The sequence below is a fragment of the Streptomyces sp. NPDC043685 genome, assembly GCF_056436585.1.
Map to the genome: position 1 here is coordinate 69,849 of NZ_JBWKCH010000004.1, position 19,420 is coordinate 89,268.

18 protein-coding genes are annotated in these 19,420 nt (G+C 71.5%); 5 read left to right on the plus strand and 13 right to left on the minus strand.

Annotation, left to right across the window (positions count from 1 at the left end; genetic code table 11):
* Positions 1-383: 383 nt before the first annotated feature.
* Positions 384-1,964 (minus strand): D-alanyl-D-alanine carboxypeptidase/D-alanyl-D-alanine endopeptidase, encoded by a 1,581-nt coding sequence (dacB, locus tag AC0665_RS13725; protein WP_478705052.1) that lies wholly within the window; start codon positions 1,962-1,964, stop codon positions 384-386.
* Between the two features lie 79 nt (positions 1,965-2,043).
* On the opposite strand from dacB, the gene AC0665_RS13730 reads away from it, so the two are divergent.
* Entirely contained in the window at positions 2,044-2,535 is a 492-nt protein-coding gene (locus AC0665_RS13730) for an inorganic diphosphatase (protein ID WP_003975424.1), read from the plus strand.
* A 120-nt stretch (positions 2,536-2,655) separates the two neighbouring features.
* Positions 2,656-4,353, plus strand: a complete 1,698-nt coding sequence (locus tag AC0665_RS13735) for a threonine/serine exporter family protein (RefSeq protein WP_363117700.1) — start codon at positions 2,656-2,658, stop codon at positions 4,351-4,353.
* 40 nt (positions 4,354-4,393) lie between these two features.
* Here the strand turns inward: AC0665_RS13735 and AC0665_RS13740 are convergent, their stop codons facing one another.
* Positions 4,394-5,350, minus strand: coding sequence for a DedA family protein (locus AC0665_RS13740; RefSeq protein ID WP_478705053.1), 957 nt, complete (start codon positions 5,348-5,350; stop codon positions 4,394-4,396).
* 134 nt (positions 5,351-5,484) lie between these two features.
* Here AC0665_RS13740 and AC0665_RS13745 point away from each other — a divergent pair, with 134 nt between their 5' ends.
* Positions 5,485-5,859 (plus strand): YbjQ family protein, encoded by a 375-nt coding sequence (locus AC0665_RS13745; protein ID WP_363117606.1) that lies wholly within the window; start codon positions 5,485-5,487, stop codon positions 5,857-5,859.
* 113 nt (positions 5,860-5,972) lie between these two features.
* On the opposite strand, the gene AC0665_RS13750 is transcribed toward AC0665_RS13745, so the two are convergent.
* The 9 genes from AC0665_RS13750 to AC0665_RS13790 all read right to left on the minus strand — a co-directional run bounded on the left by AC0665_RS13750 (position 5,973) and on the right by AC0665_RS13790 (position 14,826).
* On the minus strand, positions 5,973-6,836 hold the full coding sequence (locus tag AC0665_RS13750; protein WP_478705054.1) for a hypothetical protein: 864 nt from the start codon (positions 6,834-6,836) through the stop codon (positions 5,973-5,975).
* A 141-nt stretch (positions 6,837-6,977) separates the two neighbouring features.
* On the minus strand, positions 6,978-7,160 hold the full coding sequence (locus AC0665_RS13755) for a linaridin family RiPP (protein WP_099046143.1): 183 nt from the start codon (positions 7,158-7,160) through the stop codon (positions 6,978-6,980).
* A gap of 129 nt (positions 7,161-7,289) precedes the next feature.
* Positions 7,290-7,877, minus strand: coding sequence for a hypothetical protein (locus tag AC0665_RS13760; RefSeq protein ID WP_363117604.1), 588 nt, complete (start codon positions 7,875-7,877; stop codon positions 7,290-7,292).
* Positions 7,874-8,893 carry an alpha/beta fold hydrolase gene (locus AC0665_RS13765; RefSeq protein ID WP_478705055.1) on the minus strand — a complete coding sequence of 340 codons (1,020 nt, stop codon included), beginning with the start codon at positions 8,891-8,893 and terminating at the stop codon, positions 7,874-7,876. Before AC0665_RS13765 ends, AC0665_RS13760 begins: the two co-directional genes overlap by 4 nt.
* Positions 8,894-8,966: 73 nt before the next feature.
* Positions 8,967-9,290, minus strand: coding sequence for a helix-turn-helix domain-containing protein (locus AC0665_RS13770; RefSeq protein ID WP_363117602.1), 324 nt, complete (start codon positions 9,288-9,290; stop codon positions 8,967-8,969).
* Positions 9,291-9,357: 67 nt separating this feature from the next.
* Positions 9,358-10,116: a class I SAM-dependent methyltransferase gene (locus AC0665_RS13775; RefSeq protein WP_478705056.1), complete on the minus strand. Its 759-nt coding sequence runs from the start codon at positions 10,114-10,116 to the stop codon at positions 9,358-9,360.
* 297 nt (positions 10,117-10,413) lie between these two features.
* Positions 10,414-11,898 carry a phytoene desaturase family protein gene (locus tag AC0665_RS13780; RefSeq protein ID WP_478603547.1) on the minus strand — a complete coding sequence of 495 codons (1,485 nt, stop codon included), beginning with the start codon at positions 11,896-11,898 and terminating at the stop codon, positions 10,414-10,416.
* Entirely contained in the window at positions 11,895-13,847 is a 1,953-nt protein-coding gene (locus AC0665_RS13785) for an ABC transporter ATP-binding protein (protein WP_478705057.1), read from the minus strand. The genes AC0665_RS13780 and AC0665_RS13785 overlap by 4 nt, the downstream gene beginning before the upstream one ends.
* Positions 13,848-14,061: 214 nt before the next feature.
* Positions 14,062-14,826, minus strand: coding sequence for a MerR family transcriptional regulator (locus tag AC0665_RS13790; RefSeq protein ID WP_468408624.1), 765 nt, complete (start codon positions 14,824-14,826; stop codon positions 14,062-14,064).
* A gap of 102 nt (positions 14,827-14,928) precedes the next feature.
* On the opposite strand from AC0665_RS13790, the gene AC0665_RS13795 reads away from it, so the two are divergent.
* The gene (locus AC0665_RS13795; RefSeq protein WP_478705058.1) at positions 14,929-16,215 is read left to right on the plus strand and encodes an ion channel protein; all 1,287 of its coding nucleotides are present in this window, start codon (positions 14,929-14,931) and stop codon (positions 16,213-16,215) included.
* 37 nt (positions 16,216-16,252) lie between these two features.
* The gene (gene gad, locus AC0665_RS13800) at positions 16,253-17,659 is read left to right on the plus strand and encodes a glutamate decarboxylase (protein ID WP_478705059.1); all 1,407 of its coding nucleotides are present in this window, start codon (positions 16,253-16,255) and stop codon (positions 17,657-17,659) included.
* On the opposite strand, the gene AC0665_RS13805 is transcribed toward gad, so the two are convergent.
* Positions 17,656-18,417, minus strand: coding sequence for an ABC transporter permease (locus AC0665_RS13805; RefSeq protein WP_478705060.1), 762 nt, complete (start codon positions 18,415-18,417; stop codon positions 17,656-17,658). The genes gad and AC0665_RS13805 overlap by 4 nt on opposite strands.
* Complete coding sequence (locus tag AC0665_RS13810) at positions 18,414-19,364, minus strand: ATP-binding cassette domain-containing protein (RefSeq protein WP_478705061.1); 951 nt, start codon at positions 19,362-19,364, stop codon at positions 18,414-18,416. The genes AC0665_RS13805 and AC0665_RS13810 overlap by 4 nt, the downstream gene beginning before the upstream one ends.
* Positions 19,365-19,420 lie beyond the last annotated feature (56 nt).

Here is a 19,420-nt window from a genome sequence, read left to right on the forward strand (position 1 = left end):
AGCCAGTGGTCGGGCTGACGGGCGACGGCCGGACAGCCGGGCGCAGCCGATGGCCTGCTGGGCCACCGGCGGAAGTGGTCGCCAGGGCCGGGCCCGGACAGACGTGGCCGGGCTCACTCCGGCAGCCGGGCCACTGATGGCCGGTGGCCGGACGGCCAAGCAGCGACGCCGGGCAGCCAGTGGTCGGGCTGACGGGCGACGGCCGGACAGCCGGGCGCAGCCGATGGCCTGCTGGGCCACCGGCGGAAGTGGTCGCCAGGGCCGGGCCCGGGCAGACGTGGCCGGGATGACGCGGTAGCCGGAGCGCCGGGGGCCGGACGGTCAGGCGGCGACGGCCGGGCGGTCGGTGGGTGTGCCGTGGGGAGTCGGGGGCCGGGTCGCCGTCACCCGCAGCCGCATGCCGCCAGGGCCGTGGCGATGCGGTCCAGGGCCTGCTGGGTCGCCGCCCGGCGGCCCGGGTCCGTGTCGGCGGCCATGAACGCGAAGGCCAGCAGGCGGCCGTCCTCGTCGACCAGGGTGCCCGCGAGGGCGTGGACGCCCGAGAGGGTGCCGGTCTTGGCGCGGACGACGCCGGCCGCCCCGTCCGCGTAGCGGCCGGTCAGGGTGCCGGTGAAGCCGGCGACGGGCAGGCCGGTGAGGGCCGGGCGGAGCTCGGGGTGGGAGGGGTCGGCCGCCTTGGCGAGCAGCGCGGTGAGCAGGCCGGGGGACAGCCGGTCGGCGCGGTTCAGGCCGCTGCCGTCCTTGAAGGCGGCGCCCTTCAGGGGCAGGCCCAGCTTGCGCAGCCGCGCGCTGACGGCTTTCCCGGCGCCGGCGAAGTCGGCCCGGCCACCCGTGGCGATCGCGGTCTGACGGGCCAGGGCCTCGGCGATGTCGTTGTCGCTGTTGGTCAGCATGCGCTCGACGAGGGCGGACAGCGGGGGCGAGGAGACCGAGGCGAGGGTCTGGGCGCGTGTCGTGGCCTTGGAGGGGCCGGGGGCCGTGGCCTTGACGCCGTGGGACTTCAGGAAGTCGCCGAACCGGCGGGCCGCGTCCGCCGCCGGGTCCTCGACGCGGTCGACCGGGCCGCTGGTCGAGTCGTCGGTGCGGCCCTCGTCGGCCATCAGGGGGGTGACGCGGGCGAGGTTGCCGTCGACCCCGATCGGGTGCATTTCGTCGCCCGCGTAGAGGGTCGTGTCGTAGGACAGGGTCACCTCGCGGACGCCACGGTCGGCGAGGGCGGCGGCCGTGGAGGCGGCCAGGGTGCGCAGGCTCGCCGAGTCCCCGGCCTTCTCGCGGGCCGTGAGCGTGGGATCGCCGCCGCCGACCAGGACGACTTCCTTCGTGTCGGGTTCCAGCGCGGCGCGGGTGGTGAGGCGGTGGTCGAGGCCCATCGCGGACAGCGCGGCGACGGCCGTGGCGACCTTCGTGGTGGAGGCCGGGGTGAGCGCGGTGTCCGGGGCCCTGCCGAACAGGCGCCTGCCGGTGGTGACGTCGACGACCGCCCCGGCGGGCCGGGGGCCGAGGGCCGGGTCCTTCAGCAGCGGGGTGAGGGCGTCGGTGAGGGCTTTGCCGTCCGGGGCGGACTTCACGGTGCTGACGCCGCCGAGGCCGGTCAGCACCGGTCCGGCGCTGGGGGCGGGCCGGGGCCGGCCGGGCGCACCGGGGGCGCTGCCGTGATCTGTGCCACCCGGGCGGCCCAGGGCCACTGCCCGCTCCCGCTCGGCCGTACGCTGACCCGAGGAGTCCCAGGGACCGGCGGCGGTCACCACACCGGCCGCCAGTGCGAGACCGGCGGTGGCGGCCCCCGCGGTGTACTGCCAGGGCCGTGTGACCTGCGCGACCTGCGGTTTCCCGGCTGGTGCGAGCCGGGCGAGTCGTGGTTTCGTGGCCGCTGCGGCCCGGGCCAGGCGCGGTCGTACGGCATCCGCGAGCCGCACCACATGCGGTCTCGCGGCCCGCCAAGGCCTCAGCTCTGGCACGACCACCAGCCCCTTTCGCGATCACACACCTGCGTGAGGGACACTTAATCACCAGAACTATGTGTTGATCATGGAGGAGCCACCGGTGGAGTTCGACGTCACGATCGAGATTCCGAAGGGTTCGCGCAACAAGTACGAGGTGGACCACGAGACCGGTCGTATCCGCCTGGACCGGCGACTCTTCACCTCGACCGCCTACCCGACCGACTACGGCTTCGTCGAGAACACCCTCGGCGAGGACGGCGACCCGCTGGACGCGCTGGTCATCCTCGACGAGCCGACGTTCCCGGGCTGCCTGATCCGCTGCCGCGCGATCGGCATGTTCCGCATGACGGACGAGGCCGGCGGCGACGACAAGCTGCTGTGCGTGCCGTCGACGGACCCGCGCGTGGAGCACCTGCGGGACATCCACCACGTGTCGGAGTTCGACCGCCTGGAGATCCAGCACTTCTTCGAGGTCTACAAGGACCTGGAGCCGGGCAAGTCGGTCGAGGGCGCCGACTGGGTGGGCCGCACCGAGGCCGAGGCCGAGATCGAGCGGTCCTACAAGCGATTCAAGGACCAGGGCGGTCACTGACCCCCTCCCCTTGATGCTCACGGGCCGCACGCCTGCGTGTGCGGCCCGTTCGTCCGTCTGTGCGCATACTGAGCCTGTGGGGGGTACGAGGCTGACGTGTCGTACAGGGAGCGCCAGGCAGTGATGGACGCGGAGGACCGCAAGCCGAAGTCGGACGAGGCCAGGAGCGCCTTCCTGCCTCCGGCCGGGACCGGCGTCGACGGGGACATGTCGACGACGTCGGAGTTCGCGATCCCCGAGGGTCTGGCCCTGCACAGAGCGGCCGGTACGGAGTCCGAGACGACCTCCGAGTTCGCGGTGCCGCAGGGGCTGGACGTCCATGCGGCGCCCGCGGTGGAGCAGGAGGGGTCGGCGTTCACCCCGCCGAGCACGTACAGCGCGAAGCACCCTCCGACGGCCTTCACACCGCCGAGCGGGATCCCCGTGGTCAGTCTGACCAAGGACGTGCCCTGGCAGGACCGGATGCGCACGATGCTGCGCATGCCGGTGGCGGACCGGCCGGCGCCGGAGACGATCCAGCGCGGCGGCGATGAGAGCGGGCCCGCGGTGCCGCGCGTGCTCGACCTGACGTTGCGTATCGGCGAGTTGCTGCTGGCGGGCGGTGAGGGCGCCGAGGACGTGGAGGCGGCGATGTTCGCCGTCTGCCGGTCCTACGGCCTGGACCGCTGCGAGCCCAACGTCACCTTCACGCTGCTGGCCATCTCGTACCAGCCGTCCCTGGTCGAGGACCCCGTCACGGCGTCCCGCACCGTGCGCCGCCGGGGCACCGACTACACGCGGCTCGCGGCCGTCTACCAGCTGGTGGACGACCTCAGCGACGACGAGACGGCGGTCTCCCTGGAGGAGGCCTACCGGCGGCTGGCGGAGATCCGCCGTAACCGGCACCCCTACCCCGGCTGGGCGCTGACCGGGGCGAGCGGCCTGCTGGCGGGCGCGGCCTCCGTCCTGGTGGGCGGTGACGTGGTCGTGTTCGTCGCGGCGGCGCTGGGCGCGATGCTCGGTGACCGGCTGGCGTGGCTGTGCGCGGGGCGCGGGCTGCCGGAGTTCTACCAGTTCACGGTGGCCGCGATGCCGCCGGCCGCGATCGGGGTCGCGCTGACGCTGGGCCATGTCGACGTGAAGGCCTCCGCGGTCATCACCGGTGGGCTGTTCGCGCTGCTGCCCGGGCGGGCCCTGGTGGCGGGGGTGCAGGACGGGCTGACGGGCTTCTACATCACCGCGTCCGCGCGTCTGCTGGAGGTCCTGTACTTCTTCGTCGGCATCGTCGCGGGTGTGCTGCTGGTGCTGTACTTCGGCGTGCAGCTGGGAGCGCGGCTCAACCCGGACCAGGCGCTCGGCGCCTCTGACGACCCGGTGATGATGATCGGGGCGTCGATGCTGCTGTCCCTGGCGTTCGCGGTCCTGCTCCAGCAGGAACGATCCACCGTGGTGTGGGTGACCCTGAACGGCGGTGTCGCGTGGATCGTGTACGGCGCGATGCACTACGTGGGGGACATCTCGCCGGTGGCGTCCACGGCGGCGGCCGCGGGGCTGGTGGGGCTGTTCGGGCAGTTGCTGTCCCGGTACCAGTTCGCCTCCGCCCTGCCGTACACGACGGCGGCGATCGGGCCTCTGCTGCCGGGTTCGGCGACCTACTTCGGGCTGCTGGCCATCGCGCAGAACGAGATCGACGAAGGGCTGGTGTCGCTGTCCAAGGCGGTGGCGCTCGCCATGGCCATCGCCATCGGGGTGAACCTGGGTTCCGAGATCTCCCGGATGTTCCTGCGCATCGGGTCCGCGGAGAAGCGAAGGGCCGCCAAGCGCACCAGGGGCTTCTGATGGCGCGGGCGGCCGCGGACCGGCGGGGGACGTTCGCGGTTCAGTAACCGCCGTTGTACGGCTGCTGGTGACCGCCCTGCTGATGGCCGTAGCCCTGCTGCCGGTGACCGCCGCCCTGCTGCTGACCGTAGCCCTGCTGCTGATGGCCGTACCCCTGCTGGTGACCGCCGCCCTGCTGCTGGGGGTGGCCGTAGCCCGGGGTCTGCGGGTACTGGCCGTAGTACTGCTGCTCCTGGTGGCCGTTCTGCCGGCCGTACGGGGGCTGCTGCGGCTGCTGGTGGGGCGGCTGGTCCTGCGGGGTGATGCGGCGCAGCTGGGTGGTGGCGTCGTCCATGGCGGGGGGCTGCTGCCGCTCCGCGGGAGCCTGCGCCGCGGCGCGCTTCTTCTTCGAGCGGTCCCGCAGGTACTCGAAGATGATCGGCACGACGGAGAGCAGGACGATCAGCACGAGGATCGGCTCGACGTTCTTCTTGATGAAGTCGATCTGGCCGAGCCAGTAGCCCGCGAGGGTGACGCCGGTGCCCCAGGCGACGCCGCCGATGACGTTGTACGTGAGGAACGTGCGGTACTTCATGCGGCCGGCGCCGGCCACGATGGGGGCGAAGGTGCGCACGATGGGCACGAAGCGGGCCAGCACGATCGCCTTGGGACCGTACTTCTCCATGAACTCGTGGGCCTTGTCCAGGTTCTCCTGCTTGAAGAGCTTGGAGTTGGGACGGCTGAAGAGCTTCGGGCCCAGGAACTTGCCGATCATGTAGCCCACTTGGTCGCCGAGGACGGCGGCCAGCACGATCAGGGTGCAGACCAGCCACAGCGGCTGGCTGATGTAGGTGCCCTCGGCCACGAAGAGGCCGGCCGTGAACAGCAGGGAGTCGCCGGGCAGGAAGGCGAAGAGACCGGACTCCGCGAAGACGATGAGCAGGATCCCGGGCAGGCTGAACGTCGAGATCAGGTAGTCCGGGCTGAGCCACTCGGGGCCGAGCGCAAGCGTGGTCACGGGGATGTGGCTCCTGCTGCAGTGGGGGACGGGCGGGGCTGGCTGCCTCAAAGTATCAACGCAGCCGTCCCGGCCCGGGTTCCATGGGGGTACTCAGGATGCACCGTGGGCCGTCCCGGGCAAAGCTGTGGACCATGGGCATCGATGAATACGGCGGTGGACAGGGCCCCCGGCCCGACGTCCTCGTCGTCACCACGAACGACGTTCCCGGCTACCACGTGCGCGAGGTGATCGGTGAGGTCTTCGGCCTGACCGTGCGCTCCCGGCACCTGGGGAGCCAGATCGGCGCCGGGCTGAAGTCGATGGTCGGCGGCGAGCTGCGCGGGCTCACCAAGACCCTCGTGCAGACCCGCAACCAGGCCATGGAGCGACTGGTCGAACAGGCACGCGCACGGGGCGCCAACTGCGTCCTGGCGTTCCGCTTCGACGTGACGGAGGCGGCGGACGTGGGCACCGAGGTGTGCGCGTACGGCACGGCGGTGGTGATCGAGGACGCGCACATGGCGTGACACGGGCGCTGCCGACGGTAGCCGGAGACCCGCCGCGTGCCTGCCGGGAATCCGGCCGCCGTACCCGCTCGTCCGCCCTCGCTGCCGTTCCTCGTCAGCCTCGCGTCCGCCCGCTACCTGGCGGCGTTCGCGGCGGGGGCGAGGGCCGTGACGGTCTTGCCGGCCAGTTCCGCCCGCTTGTCGCTCTCGGCGAAGACGTACAGGAGCGCCGGGTGGGTGGCGCCGAAGGCCAGCACGAAACGGTTGAGGCCCATGAACTGCCCGATGCCGAGGTGGAACAGCGTCATCGAGCCGAGGAACGCCTTCGCCGCGGGCTTGGGCAGGACGAAGACCAGCGGGAAGGAGACCTCCGCGGCGACCGTCCCCCAGGTCACGAGCTTGCCCACGGTGGGGTACTTGTGCACCAGCCGGTACACGCGCTGGTCACCGTAGTTGCGCGTACGGATGACCCCGTTGAACGCCTCTCCGCTGAGCCACACCGGGGAGACGAGCTTGACCACGCCGGACGCGACATAGGAGATGGTCGTCTCCAGCGCGAGGGCCCGCATGGCCACGTCGCGGGCCTTGTCACCGTCCTTGAAGGTGCCGGTCGAGGCGAGGACGATGTTGATCACCTGCTGGAGCTGGTCGGCGCCGTCCCCGCCGAAGGGGGTGCGCAGCCGCCCGGCCGCGCCCGTCACCGCCAGGACGGCACTGCCCGCCGTACGCACGCCGCGCTTGTGGGCCCAGATCAGCGTCGCGGCGGAGGCACCCGCCTGCACCCCGTACAGGGCGACGGCCGCCTTCTTGGACTCCAGGGCGCGCGTCAGCCGGGGAAAGCGCTTGGCGAACCTGGGGCGCATGTTGGCCACCTGGCCGCTCAGCATTTCGCCCTCTTCGAACTTGCGCGACTGGCTCAGCATTTCCAGTGCGGAGACCAACGTGCCCAGCGAAGCCACTCGGCGTGCCGTGACCTCGGGCGGAGCGCTGAGGAACATGGATGGGTGCTCCCGACGGTGTGATGCGAGTACGGTTGATACGGCGAACGGCGGCACGGTATGCGTATCGGGCGTACCGTGCCGCCGCTTTCACAGGACGGAGCCGGCGATGCCGGTCAGCGTCGCCTGAGGGCCCGTCGGTCAGCCGGCGAGGTCGTTCGTGACCTCGTTCAGCGCGTAGGCGGTCGCGGCGGTCACCGCGACACCCTCCGGGGTGGCGAGGGCGGCCAGCGGGGTGAGCATGGTCGGGGTCGCGTCGTTGCCGATACGGCCCGGAGTCACGTCAGCCAGCTCGGTGTTGGCGAAATCAGCCACAACAGACATGGTTGTCCTCTTCCTGTCGGTGATGCGCGGAACAGTTCTCCGGCCGTTCGGCGGGAGGGCGCGGACTCACGCGGCACGAGGGTGCCGAGTGAGCTCGCGGCTTCCGGTCGAAAGGCTCGGGCCGCTCGTTCACGCGGGGATGCGCGACGGTGCCTCGGCGGGGGTGACGTCTCCGTCAAGGGGGAATTCCATGGAGACGAAGACGGGTTCGATCTGCCGGTCCTGCGGGCTGGTGGGGTACGAGTGCAGCAGCATGAACTGGCTGTGCGTGGCGCCCTCGGCGTGCGGCAGGTGCAGCTGGATGTAGCGCCCGAGCAGCCGGTATCCGGAGGCGGTCGTCACGGGGAGGACCGCCGATCCGAAGGCGACCGCGTGGGCGAGGGCGTGCTGGGTCGCGTCGAACAGGGCCTTCGGGCTCCGGTTGCGGGCGTTCCAGGCCAGCGCGTACCACGGCCGGTCCTGGACGATCGGGACCTCCGTCCACTCACCGGGCTTTCCGGCCGTGATGTCGCGGTATAGCAGGTGGTTGTCCTTGACGCCCGGGTTGGGCCCGAAGAAGCGCCAGTTCGGGGTGGGGATGCGCAGCTTCCCGCGCCGCAGCAGGCCGTCGAAGCGCTGCTCGGGGATCTGTGCCACGGCCGTGGCGACCAGCCATGCGGCCAGTGACGTCGTGACGGCTGCGGTCTTCACACGCTCGGTGTCCATCTTCGGGATCACGCCGGTTCCTCTTCCCGCACGGCGGCCTCGCCGACGATCCGGCGTGCCGTGGTGGACGGCCGCCACGACTCCCCGAGCGACTCGGAGGGCGGTTCGCCGGTGATCAGTTCCGTCACCTCTTCGGCGTGCTTGCGCACCGAGAGCAGGGACTCGTGGTCCGAGCCGGCCACGAAGTGATGCCGGCTGCGCTCGGAGATGACGGCCAGCCTGGCCTGGATCCCGGCGTGCAGGGTGTTGTCGCCGATGTTGTTCTCCGCCGTGATGACGGTCAACGGGCAGTCCAGGCGGGTCAGTTCCGGGTAGGTCTGGGCGTCGCGGTACTCCCGGTGGGCCGTGGCCCAGTTGCGCGGGGTGGCCAGGAACGCCCGGTGGCTCCGGTTGATCTCCGGACGGTACTGCTGGTGCGTGTTCATGGCCGGGCGGAAGACCGAAAGTCCCGTGGCGGCGAACACCTGCTCCATCATCATCCGCTGGTGGGACCAGCGGTCGACGTCGGTGCGGCGGGCATGGCGCAGGCTGACCACCTCGGTGGCGTCGATCATCACCACATGGGTCACGCCCCGCACCGCGCCCGGGTGCAGCGACGCGTAGGCCGCCACGAAATACCCGCCCAGGGAGTGCCCCGCCAGCACGACGGGAAGGTCGTCGATGTAGGTCTCGCGCAGTTCCTGCAACAGCTCGAAATGCGCCTCGAGGCCGTAGCGGGTGCCCGGGGTGCTGAGCCCATAGCCGGGGCGGTTGAAGCGTACGTATCCCATGTCCGCGGGAAGCGCGCGGCAGACCCAGTCCCAGTATTCCTGGGGTGCGCCCATTCCGTTGTCCAGCAGAACGGCTCGCTGCGCCTGCGGAGGAATATGGACGTCGACCTCGACGAGGCTGCCGTCCGGCCTTTCGTGCACCTGATAACGCCGCGCACGCTCGCGCGCACCGGTGAATCGGGTTACCGCACCGGTCAGAAGGCTTGCGCCGGCCAATCCAGCAATACCGACGGTAAACTGGCGTTCCAGAGACGCCACATTCCCTCCCCCGTGATGTGGAGTGACTGTCTGCCCGAAACACTAACAGGAGATCCCGGGCTCAATTAATGAGTTAATTGACCAGCCGTCCCGGGCGGACTCTGCCCCGGGGCTGCGGCGGACGGAGGGCGGCACTGCGGCCGTACTTGCGCAGTTCCAGGTAGAGTTCACCGATCGTTGTCTTCAGCATCGCGTTTTCTTTGGCCAGTTCGGCCATCCGGGATGCTTCCTCGGTGTCTTTTCCGCCTTCGCCGGCCAGGCCGTTACGGCCACCCTCAATAAACTGTCTCCGCCAGTTCGATACCGACTGTTCGGAGACTCCTGCTTCCCGTGCGGCCTCCGCCGCTGTCAGGTCACCGCTCATCACCCGGACCACCAGGCCGAGTTTCTTGTCCACCGGAAGTACTGGCGGACGCCCCATGTGCAACCCCCTTATGGCCAACCGTGTGCAGTGTCTGGTGCGCTCAGCGCTTGAGGTAGCAGCAGATGAACAGGGGTGCCTGCTCGCTGTAGGGGGTGCCGTCCCAGCGGGACATGCGGGACTCGGGCTCAAGACCGGCCGCGCGGGCGTAGCCGTCGACGTCGTCCGGGGTGGTCAGCCGGGTGAGTTCACTGCCGACCCGGGTGGCGCCGTCACTCTGGTACAGGATGTGCGAGCACTGCCACAGACCGCCGTCCAGCAGGGTGGAGTGGGTCTGCACACCGGTCCCGGGCTCCGGGTAGGGCACGAAGTACGAGGTGCGGGCCAGGCCTTCGTGCAGTCGCACGATCGCCGGCTTGTTGTGCGTCTCGATCACCAGCCGGCCGCCGGGGACCAGGAGGTCGGCGGCGCGCCGGACGGCCCGCTGCTGGTCCTCGGCGGTGGTGAGGCAGGACAGGGTCGCACATACGGAATACACCATTCCGTAGCGGGATTCCGAGGTGTAGGAGCGGATGTCCCCGTGCACCGGGGTGACGTCCCCGCCGTCCTTCAGCTTGACGCGCAGCGCGTCCAGCATCTCGGGTGAGGAGTCCACGCCGGTCACCTGGCCGACGCTCCGGGAGAGCGGGATGGCGATCCGCCCGGTGCCGACTCCGAATTCAAGGGTTCCCAGTTCGGGAGCGGGATGGCGGTCGCGCAGTCCCGCGACGGCCTCCGCGGTGAGTCTGTCGTCCGGGATGAGCCGGTCGTACCAGCCATCGAACTGTCTGCCGTAGCCTATGTCGTCGACTCCGGTATCCACAGATATTCCCCCTCATGCTGTCCCCACTGCCTTACCGATGGGAGCGCCATGAAGCCGAGGAGCTGGAACCGGGTACAACAAGATGCCGGCTGCATCGGTCGCGGAAGGACCGCGACCACCCGCGTGATTGGTCAAACATCAGCGGTAACGCCTCAACGGGGCCGGTGGGGCGGCCTTCGTTACCTCCACCGTACCAAACCGGTTATCAACGGATCCATCGATTTTCCGGGCCGAATTCGTCACATCGGGTTGCGGCAGCGAGAGTTGAAGGACATGGCAGATCAGCGGGGCTCCCGATTAGCCGGGGCGTCCGAATTCGAGTGTCGACGGGTCGAACGTCAAGTCGGGCGCATCATATATCCCGAAACAATGACGGAGAGCGGAAAGAGCGGACAGGTATCCAGACATTCCGTGCACACTGGGACCCGGCGGGGTGGCCGAGGAGCACAGGAAGACGCCCGGCAGCGGCGTGCGGTAGGGGTCCAGGCGCGGTACGGGCCGCGCGATGCTCTGGTAGAGCGTCATCGCTCCCGAACCGATGTCCCCGCCCACGTAGTTGGGGTTGTACGCCTCGTACTCCGCGGCGGCGACGGAACGGTGGGCGACCACGGTGTCCGAGAACCCCGGGGCGTACCGCTCGATCCGTGCCCGGACCAGGTCGTAGGGGTCGGTGGGGTCGCCGTGGGGCACGTGCGCGTACGCCCACACGGGGCGCTTGCCCGGCAGGGCCCGCCCGGGGTCGGCCACCGCCGGGTCCACCACGAGGACGAACGGCTCCTCGGTGCGCTCACCGCGGGCGTTCGCCGTCTCCTGGCGCACCATCTCCGCGTGCGTGCCGCCCAGATGCACCGTTCCGGCACGGCCCACCGCCGGGTCGGCCCAGGGGATCGGCTCGGAGACCAGGAAGTCGACCTTGGCGGCGCCCGGGCCGTAGCGGAACCGCCGCAGAGCGCGCGCGTAGCCGGCCGGCAGCCGGTCGCCCGCGAGGGCCAGCACACCCTTGGGGCTGGTATCGAGCAACACCGCGCGGGCCCCGCGCAGTTCGGCCAGGTCGGCCACGTGGTGCCCGGTGTGGAAGACGCCGCCGTGCGCCGTGATGTCGTCGGCCAGCGCCTGTGCGATCCGGCCGCTGCCACCGCGCGGCAGCGGCCACCCGGTCCCGTGGGCCAGGTGGCCCAGCAGCATGGCCACCCCGGCGGACGCCACGCTCGGCAGCTTGCCGAGCGCGTGCGCGGCGACACCGGTGAGCAGGGCGGGCGCCTCCTCGCCCCGGAAGCGCGCCGCGCCGAGCGGACCCGCGTGCAGGGCCACCCGGCCCGCCAGCAGCACGGCCGCCACGGGGTCGCGCGGCAGCCGGCGCTGCCCGGAGAGGACGAGGTCGACGACCGCCGCGCTGTGGTCGAGCAGCGGCCCCATCAGCCGGCGCCACCGGGGCCCGTCGGCGCCCAGGTGCTCGCAGGTCCGCTCCAGGGACCGGTAGGCCAGGGCGGCGCGCCCCCCGTCCAGCGGATGGGCGTAACTGATCTCGGGCTGAAGGAGCTCGACCCCGCGGGCCGGCAGATCGAAGGCCCGGAAGAACGCGGAGGCGGCGGCCATGGGGTGGACGGCGGAGCAGAGGTCGTGCACCACGTCGGAGTCGAAGAGCGAAGCGGTGCGCAGCCCTCCCCCGATGGTCTCGGCCGCCTCGTGCAGCTCCACGCGCAGACCGGCCCGGGCCAGGACGACACCGGCCGCGAGGCCGTTGGGTCCGGTGCCCACGATGGCGACGTCGGTGGTGCTCACCGCTGCTCCTCACTGTCGACGGGCCGAAGCCGCAACGTCTGCTCGGCGAACCCGGTGAACGGCGACCGGCCGGCGGCGACGGGGGGCGCGGGCGCGGGAGCCCACGCTTCCCCCGGCCCGGGGCGAGTCGCCGGGGCGGCGGGGCCGGGCCCGGCATGCAGCTGGGAGCCGGCCAGGCGCCGGTAGAGCTCGTCGCGCTCCATCAGGTCCCGGTGCACGCCGACGGCCCGGACCCTGCCTGCCTCCATCACCACGATCTGTTCGGCGTCGATCACCGTGGAGATGCGGTGGGCGATGGCGATGACCGCGCACCGCCGGGAGACCCGGCGCAGCACCTCTCGGAAGTCCCGCTCGGAGTCGGAGTCCAGGTTGGAGGTGGCCTCGTCGAGCAGCATGACCGCGGGCCGCTGGAGCAGTGTGCGGGCGATGCACAGGCGTTGGCGCTGCCCTCCGGACAACCCGCTGCCCTGGTCGCCGAGTTCGGTGTCGAGGCCGTGCGGGAGCCGGGCGATCACCGAGGCGAGTCCGGCCATCTCCATCGCTTCCCGGATGGCGTCCTCACCGGCGTGCGGATGGGCGTAGGTCAGGTTCTCCCGGATGGTGCCGCGCAGGGCCGTGCTGTCCTGCTGGACGTAGCCCACCAGCCCCCGGACGGTGTCGAGGGGAAGCGCCTGGACGTTCCGCCCGCCGAGCCGGACCTGTCCGCCGTCCACCGGGTAGAAGCGTTCGATCAGCTGGAACAGGGTGGTCTTGCCCGCGCCCGACGGTCCGACCACCGCCGTCAGGCCGCGCGTGGGCACGCTGAACGAGACACCGTCGAGGACCTGCGTCCGCTCCGCCTCCCGGCCCCGCCGGTAGGCGAAGCGGACGTCATGGAACTCCACCGCCGGCCCATGCGGGGCCAGTTGCGCGAGGGGCGCGGTGCCCGCCGCACCGGCCGGGACGTCGTCCTCCTGGGGAAGGCGCGCGAGTTCGTCCACGCGCTGGATGGCGGCCCGGCCCTGGACGAGCTGGCCCACCCCCATGAAGAGCATGACCAGCGGGGACACCAGCTGGAACAGGTACATGATGAACGTGGTCAGACTGGCCATGTCCATCTCGCCGCGGGCCACCCAGGCCATCCCGACGCCCACGACGACGGCCAGGGCGCCCTGGGTCCCGACGTTCATGGACGGCATCAGCAGGGCGTTGAAGGCGTTGACCCGGATGCCCGAGCGCCGTGTCATGCCGGCCAGCTCGCCGATGCGCGCGGCCTCACGGGACTCGGCGCGGGAGGCCTTCACGGTGGGCAGCGCGGACAGCACGCGCTGGATGCCGGCGGCGAAGGCCCCCGTGTCGTCGCGGTTGCGCAGAGCGGCCTTGCGCAGCTTCCGCGCGAGGGTGACGGACAGGACACCGGCGACCGCCAGGCAGCTCATGGTGATGGCCGTCAGCCACAGATCGGTGAGGCACATCAGCACGACACCGCCGATGACGGTGGCGCCGCTGACGATCAGCTGGGCGAGGCTCTGGGCCAGGGCGATCCTCGCCAGTGAGGTGTCGGTGACGGTGCGGGTGAAGATGTCGCCCTGGGATTCCCTCCCGAACGCCGTGAGATCGGCGCGCAGAAGCCGCCCGACCAGGATCTCGCGGACGTCGAAGACGATGTTCTCCCCGGCCCGCCCGATGACGTAGGCCTGGAGGGCGGAGAAGAGCGCGCCCGCGCAGAAGAGGCCGACGAGCTGGACGACGGGGCCTCGCATCGAGGCTCCCGCGCCCGCCGCCTCGATCAGGTTGCCGATGGCCCAGGGCTGGGTGAGGGAGGCGGCCACTCCCAGCAATCCGAGCAGCACGCCCGTGAGCAGCAGCCCGGTGTGCTGGCGGGCGACGCTCGCCACCGACTGCGCGCCGTTCGCTCTTCGGGCCTGCGGGCTCGCCTCTTTCCCGTGATCCGTCCCGTGACTCGCCATCAGCGCTCCCCCCGCTTTGCCGACGGTCACACCCCTCGGCACACGCTGGAAGACAGCTCTGCCGCACGAGTCCCGTCGTCAAGGCGTTCGAAGCTAACACGCTCGTCCGGCCTCAACTTATAAGTAAATTGACCGGCGATCGGCCCCTCGGCGCAGGACGGGAAAGAGGCGGGCGGATGTCCGCAACTTAAGCGCTCTCCCTTTTGCGTGACCCTTACCCGGCGCTGTGGCGGTCCGCGTTCGCCACGATCGCGTCCCGCAGGTGCTCGGCGAGCCCCGGGCGCATGGCGTCGTAGAACGCCGTGAAGCGCTCGTCGGAGACGTACATCTCGCCGAGGCAGCGGTGCAGTTCGTAGGAGCACTCGTAGAACGACGCGCAGATGTGCTGCCGGTGCTCCTCGGCCAGGGCCATGGCCGCCTCGCCGGTGGGTGGCTCGCCCGCCGCCATCAGGGCGACGTAGCGCTCGCCCCAGTCGGCGGCCTCGGCCTGGATGCGCTGCCAGTCCTCCTTCGTGTAGCTCGCGGTGCGGCGCTGCGACTCGGCGTACTCCTCGGTGCCGCCCCAGCGTTCCCGCACCTCCTCGTCGTACTGCTCCGGGTCGTTGTCCCCGAAGACCTCGAACTTCTCCTCGGGCGTGAGGTTGAGTCCCATCGTGCGTGCCTCCATGGCCTGCTCCACGGCCGCCGCCATCTTCCGCAGCTTCTCGATCCGGGCGGTCAGCAGTTCGTGCTGCCGGCGCAGGTGTGCGCGCGGGTCCGCGTCCGGGTCGTCGAGCAGGGCGGCGACCTCGTCGAGCGGAAAGCCGAGCTCCCGGTAGAACAGGATCTGCTGCAACCGGTCGAGGTCGGCGTCACTGTAACGCCGGTGTCCCGCCGGGCTGCGTTCGCTCGGGACGAGCAGGCCGATGTCGTCGTAGTGGTGCAGCGTGCGCACCGTGACGCCGGCGAAGCCCGCGACCTGTCCTACGGAGTAGCTCACTACCGCTCCCTTCTTCTTCCGTGCTCCACGGTCGGGCCTCACGCCGCGTGAGGTGCAAGCGTGTTTCCCGTTTGTACCGTTTGATCCGCTTATCGTGGGCCCGTGGTCCAGGACACCGAAGAGCGGGCATCCTCCGTCACCCCGTCGACTCCCGCGCGCGCCCTGCTCCCGGCGATCCTGCCCGCCCTCGCCGTGGGGGTGATCTCCAGCCTGATCCTGGTGGGGGTCAGTGCCGCCGCCGAGGAGCTCCAGGACGTGCTCTGGCAGACCGTGCCGGACGCGCTCGGCGTCGGCCGGTACTCCGTGACGTGGATGTTCGTGATGCTCGTCGGGACCGGCGTCGCGGTCGGTCTGGTGGTGTGGAAGGCGCCCGGACACGCGGGCCCGGACCCGGCGACCGTCGGTCTGGACGCACCCGTCCTGCCGCCCGCCGTGCTGCCGGGGCTGCTGCTGGCGACCGTGCTGATGCTGGCCGGCGGGCCCAGCCTCGGTCCGGAGAACCCGATCATCGCCGTGAACGTCGGGCTGGCGGTCTGGCTGGGCGGCCGGGCCGTGCCGCGCGCGCCGGGCCGGATCTGGCCGGCCCTGGCGGAGGCGGCGACGCTCGGGGCGCTGTTCGGCACGCCCGTGGCGGCCGCCCTGGTGATCTCCGAGGTGCTGGCCCGGCAGGAGACGCGCGGCCTGCTCTGGGACAACCTCTTCGCGCCGCTGACCGCCGCAGCGGCCGGCGCGCTGACCGCCTCCCTGCTGGAACACCCGAGCTTCGACCTGGACCTGCCGTCCTTCGGGCGCCCCGGCTGGGCCGACCTGCTGGCGATGGTCGTGGTCGCCTGCGTGGGCGCGCTGCTCGGCATGTGCGCCGTGCGGGCGCTCCCGTACGTGCACGGGGCGTTCCGGCGGTTGCGGCACCCGATGCTGATGCTCCCGGCCGGCGGTGCCGTGCTTGGCGCCCTCGCGGCCCTGGGCGGACACCTGACGCTGTTCAAGGGGCTCGACGAGATCGCCGAGCTGGCCCGCGACCCGGACGGCCGCTCGGCCGGGGAGTACGCCCTGCTGACCCTGGTGAAGCTGGCCGCGCTGCTGGTCGCCGCGTCCTCGGGGTTCCGCGGCGGGCGCATCTTCCCGGCCGTGTTCATCGGCACCGCCCTCGGTCTGTGCGCCCACGCCCTGGTGCCCGGGGTGCATGCCTCGGTGGGCGTCTCGGCCGGGGTGCTCGGGATGCTGCTGGCGATCACCCGGCAGGGCTGGGTGAGCCTCTTCGTCGCCGCGGTCCTGGTCGCCGAGCCCGGGATCCTCGCCCTGCTCTGCGTCGCCTCGCTCGGGGCCTGGCTGCTGGTGACCGGCCGGCCGCAGATGCAGCTGCGGGAGGACGGCACCCCCGTCCGCTGAAGCCGTCCCCTCTCGACCCCACCCCCCGGAGGCACCCATGCCGCTTCACGAAGGATCCCCCCGGCCCGGCGAACGCCGTCTGTCCGTCAACCCCTTCTACGGCCCGGCCAACCCGCTCGGCGACATGGCCGAGGCCCCGCCCACCCACCGGCTCCCGGACCAGCCCATGGCCCCGGCGACCGCCCACCAGCTGGTGCGCGACGAGCTGATGCTCGACGGCAACGCGCGGCTGAACCTCGCCACCTTCGTCACCACCTGGATGGAACCCGAGGCGGGGGTGCTGATGGCGGAGTGCCGGGACAAGAACATGATCGACAAGGACGAGTACCCGCGCACCGCCGAGCTGGAGCGGCGCTGCGTGGCGATGCTCGCCGACCTGTGGAACGCGCCCGACCCGGCGACCGCCGTCGGGTGCTCGACGACCGGGTCGAGCGAGGCGTGCATGCTCGCCGGCATGGCGCTGAAGCGGCGCTGGGCGAAACGCAACGCCGACCGCTACCCCGGGGCCCGGCCCAATCTGGTGATGGGCGTCAACGTGCAGGTCTGCTGGGAGAAGTTCTGCAATTTCTGGGAGGTGGAGGCCCGGCTGGTGCCCATGGAGGGCGAGCGCTTCCACCTCGACCCGCGGGCCGCCGCCGAGCTGTGCGACGAGAACACCATCGGGGTCGTCGGCATCCTCGGCTCCACCTTCGACGGCTCCTACGAGCCGATCGCCGAGCTGTGCGCCGCGCTGGACGCGCTGCACGAGCGGACCGGGCTCGACATCCCCGTGCATGTCGACGGGGCGTCGGGCGCCATGGTCGCGCCGTTCCTCGACGAGGACCTGGTGTGGGACTTCCGGCTGCCGAGGGTGGCGTCGATCAACACCTCGGGGCACAAGTACGGGCTGGTCTACCCGGGCGTCGGCTGGGCGCTGTGGCGGGACGCGGACGCGCTGCCCGAGGAGCTGGTCTTCCGGGTGAACTACCTGGGCGGGGACATGCCGACGTTCGCCCTGAACTTCTCCCGGCCGGGCGCGCAGGTCGTGGCGCAGTACTACACGTTCCTGCGGCTGGGCCGGGAGGGCTACCGGGTCGTCCAGCAGGCCGCGCGGGACGTGGCCGTGAAGCTGTCCGCGCGGGTGGCGGCGCTCGGTGACTTCCGGCTGCTGACCCGGGGCGACGAACTGCCGGTGTTCGCCTTCACGACCGCGCCGGACGTCACGGCGTACGACGTCTTCGACGTGTCGCGGCGGCTGCGCGAGCACGGCTGGCTGGTGCCCGCTTACACCTTCCCGGAGAACCGTCAGGACCTGTCCGTGCTGCGGGTGGTGTGCCGCAACGGCTTTTCCGCCGACCTCGCCGACCTGCTCGCCGAGGACCTGGAACGGCTGCTGCCGGACCTGCGCCGGCAGCCGCGCCCGCTGACCGAGGACAAGGGCGCGGCGACCGGCTTCCACCACTAACGGCTCAGGCGGGCGAACCTGCGCACCGCCAGCGGGAAGAACACCGCCAGCAGCGCCAGGGGCCAGACGACCGCCGCCCAGACGTGCCCGGACTGCGTGCCGGGCACGTCGAACAGGTCCCGTACGGCGGTGGCCGTGTGGGACATCGGGTTCCACTCGACGGCCGTGCCCAGCCAGCCGGGCATGGAGCCGGGCGTGGCCAGGGCGTTGGAGAGGAAGCCGACCGGCCAGACCAGGATCTGCACGGCCTGGACCATCTCCGGTTTCCCGGCCACCAGCGCCAGGTGGATGCCGATCCACAGCATGGCGAACCGGAACAGGAGCAGCAGTCCCACGGCTTGGAGGAGGGCCACCGGGCCTCCTCCCGGCCGCCAGCCGAGCGCGGCGCCCACGCCGATGAGCACGGCCAGGGCCAGCGCGGACTGGAGCATGTCGGCGGCCGAACGGCCCACCAGCACGGCCCCGTCGGCCATCGGCATCGACCGGAAGCGGTCGATCACGCCCTTGCCGAGGTCCTGTGTGACGGCGAGCATCGTGCCCTCCAGGCCGAAGGCCATGGTGAGCGCGAGCATGCCGGGGATCAGGTAGTCGCGGTACGCGCCGCTCACGCCCCGGCCGCCGCCGACCAGGTAGCCGAACATCAGCAGCAGCATCACCGGGAAGACCAGGCCGACGACCAGCTGCGCCGGCTGTCGTCCCCAGCGGGCCAGTTCGCGGCGGGTCATGGTCCAGGAGTCGGTCAGTGCGTGGGCGCTCACGCGGCCTCCTTCACCCGGCGGTCGTCTCCGGTGATGTGCAGGAACACCTCGTCCAGCGTCGGACGGCGCAGAGCGACGTCCTCCGCCTCGATCCCGGCCTCCTCGAGGGCCCGTACGACTCCGAAGAGCGCCTCCATGCGGTCGGTGACCGGGGCGCTCAGCAGCCGGCGGTCGGCATCCACGCTGACCCCGGTGAGGGGCAGCAGGGCGACGGCCGCGCCGAGTCGGCCGGCGTCGCGCAGGACCACGTCGATGCGATCGCCGCCCGTCCGCGCCTTCAGCTCGTCCGGCGTGCCCTCGGCGATGACCCGGCCGGCGTCCACGACCGAGACGCGGTCGGCGAGCTGGTCGGCCTCCTCCAGGTACTGGGTGGTGAGCAGGACCGTCGTACCGCCGTCGGTCAGGGAGCGCACGGAGGCCCACACCTCGGCGCGGCCGCGCGGGTCGAGTCCGGTGGTGGGTTCGTCCAGGAACAGCACCTCCGGCTCGGTGATCAGGGAGGCGGCGAGGTCCAGACGGCGCCGCATGCCACCGCTGTACCGCCTAACCGCTTTGCGGCCGGTGCCGGCCAGGCCGAAGCGCTCCAGGAGCTCACCGGCACGCGCGCGTGCCCCTCTGGTGCCCAGGTGGTGCAGCCGGCCGAAAAGCTCCAGGTTCTGCCGGCCCCCGAGCTCCTCGTCGAGCGCGGCGTGCTGGCCGAGCAGGCCGATGCGCGACCGCACGGCGTACGCCTCGCGCACCACGTCGTGCCCCGCGACCCGGACCCGGCCCGCGTCCGGCCGCAGCAGGGTGGACAGGATCCTCACCAGGGTGGTCTTGCCCGCGCCGTTCGGGCCGAGCACCCCGTGCACCGTGCCGCGCGCGACCGTCAGGTCGAGCCCGTCCAGCGCCTTCTTGTCGCCGTACGTCTTCTCCGCGCCTTCGACGGTGATCGCCGTGTCGATCATGAGCCCCCCCGCTAGTCAAACTTGACTACAAGGCCGAGAGTAAGCGAGCCGAAGCC